The organism is Sulfitobacter sp. NFXS29, from assembly GCF_040148765.1.
Classification (GTDB): Bacteria; Pseudomonadota; Alphaproteobacteria; order Rhodobacterales; family Rhodobacteraceae; genus Sulfitobacter.
The window spans coordinates 1-1647 of record NZ_JAGDED010000028.1; the positions used below are offsets into that span (position 1 = coordinate 1).

At 61.6% G+C, this 1647-nt stretch carries 2 protein-coding genes; both read right to left on the reverse strand.

The window, feature by feature from the left end:
* Positions 1-202: 202 nt before the first annotated feature.
* A complete protein-coding gene (locus tag J3456_RS19365; protein WP_349581888.1) occupies positions 203-1381 on the reverse strand; it encodes an AAA family ATPase in 1179 nt (392 codons plus the stop codon).
* Positions 1381-1647 (reverse strand): hypothetical protein (locus J3456_RS19370; protein ID WP_349581889.1); only part of this gene is annotated, 267 nt, incomplete at its 5' end. The genes J3456_RS19365 and J3456_RS19370, both read right to left, overlap by 1 nt.

Sequence of the window (1647 nt, forward strand, 5' to 3'; positions counted from 1 at the left end):
GCCGCTCTTGCTCATATCGCATGCCCTTTCTGAGAATGTTTTTGCTGCTGAGACAGGTCGGTTTGCGTCACCACCTCGCGTGAACCAACTGAGCGCGTGACCACCCCCTCCCCCCCTTTAGGGGGAGGGGTGGTGACGCAGTGGTTTTGGGGGGTGTTTGCGTCACCTTGCGTCACCTGCTTTTTGGGGGTGGTGACGCACATCATTCGGTAGCCCACTCGCCGACCTCAATCGTCGGAACTGGCTTTCTGATCGGGCCGATTTTGGTGCCTTTCATCAGCGCACCCGAATGTAGCCAAGCCTCGATCATCCTTTTGATCCGGCGCTTGTCCCTCGCAGCGTCCAGCCTCAGCACATCAGCGACGATCACCCCGGCCCAATCTTTGCCCGACTGATCTGAGTAGCGCGGGTGCTTGCCTTCTATGGCATGCTGAACGGCCAGAAGATCCTTGCTGGTGAACCCGTCGAAGGTATCAGGCCATTCCCAGACCTCAGCCACGCCGACGCTTTCGCCGTTCGCCAGCTCTACGGAGACCATACGCCGCCATGTGCGCTTGCCGACGGGAGCGAGGTTGGACTTGTCGCGGGTCACCGTGAAATAGGTGGTGAGGTCGTCGGGTTGAATGCCAGCCTGCTCCCGCTCGTCCGCCGTCATGCGGTTGAGGACACGCCCCGACCTTGCTGCCGCCAAGAGCGCAGAGCCGCCCCTGCTGTCTTCTGTGGTCGCCTCTACGCCGTTGGTCTTGCGGGTATGGTGAACTAACTCAATCGCACAGTTGCACCGGTCCGCCAGTCGCGCCCACTCTTTGGCGATGAGATCAATGGCGACGTTGTCGTTCTCGCCCGCCTGGTGGGAGGAGACGAACGGGTCAACAACCATCACGTCAATCTGGCGCTCGGCGATTTCTCGCGCCAGCGCTTCGATTTCAGGCTTCACGATGACGACGCCCTCGCGGGACTGCACCGCCGTGCAAAGCTCGCGTTCGCGCCCGGTATCAACGAACAGCCGCCCCTCGACCTCATCCGGCTGCACGTCATGGTGTTGCATGGCTGCTGTGATCCGTAGGTTCATCTCGTCGCGCGGGTCTTCGAGGTTGTAGAGCCAAACGTTCAAGCCTTTGGCTGTCCACTCCCCCAGCAACTCACGCTCAGAGACCATAGCCAGCCCCTCAACGATGGTCAGAGAGGACTTACCCACGCCACCGGGTGCGACGGTCACGGCGACCTGCTTGCGCAGAAGGTGCCGCCCATAGACCCAAGGGCGGCGAGGCAGGCTATTAGGGTCCTGCCAGATGAAAGGCGTCGGCAAGCGGTCGGCTCCGGTCGGGTGTTCCGCCCGGTGCTGATCCAGTTGCACTGCCATTGCTGTGAAATCGCGCATCAAGCTGCCAGCCTCCCCTGTACAAAGTCGAGGAACGCCGCTTGGCGCTCGTATGGCATCGCCTTGAAGCTAGCGAGGCAATAGGCCTCCCGCTCATCTGGTGCAGCCATATCGGCCCAGAATGCCGCCTCATCCATGTGGTTGAATAAGGGGCTGATGGGCTGACCCGCACCAGCGCTGATAGCTGTTTCCGCCGCAGACCGAGCATGGTGCGTCGGCAAGGCCCGCAGCGCGACATAAGCCAACGCCAACCGCTCGCGCGTGTT

Coding starts and splice junctions, on each gene's coding strand:
- J3456_RS19365 (WP_349581888.1), bottom strand. CDS start 1,381: ATGCGCGATTTCACAGCAATGGCAGTGCAACTGGATCAGCACCGGGCG.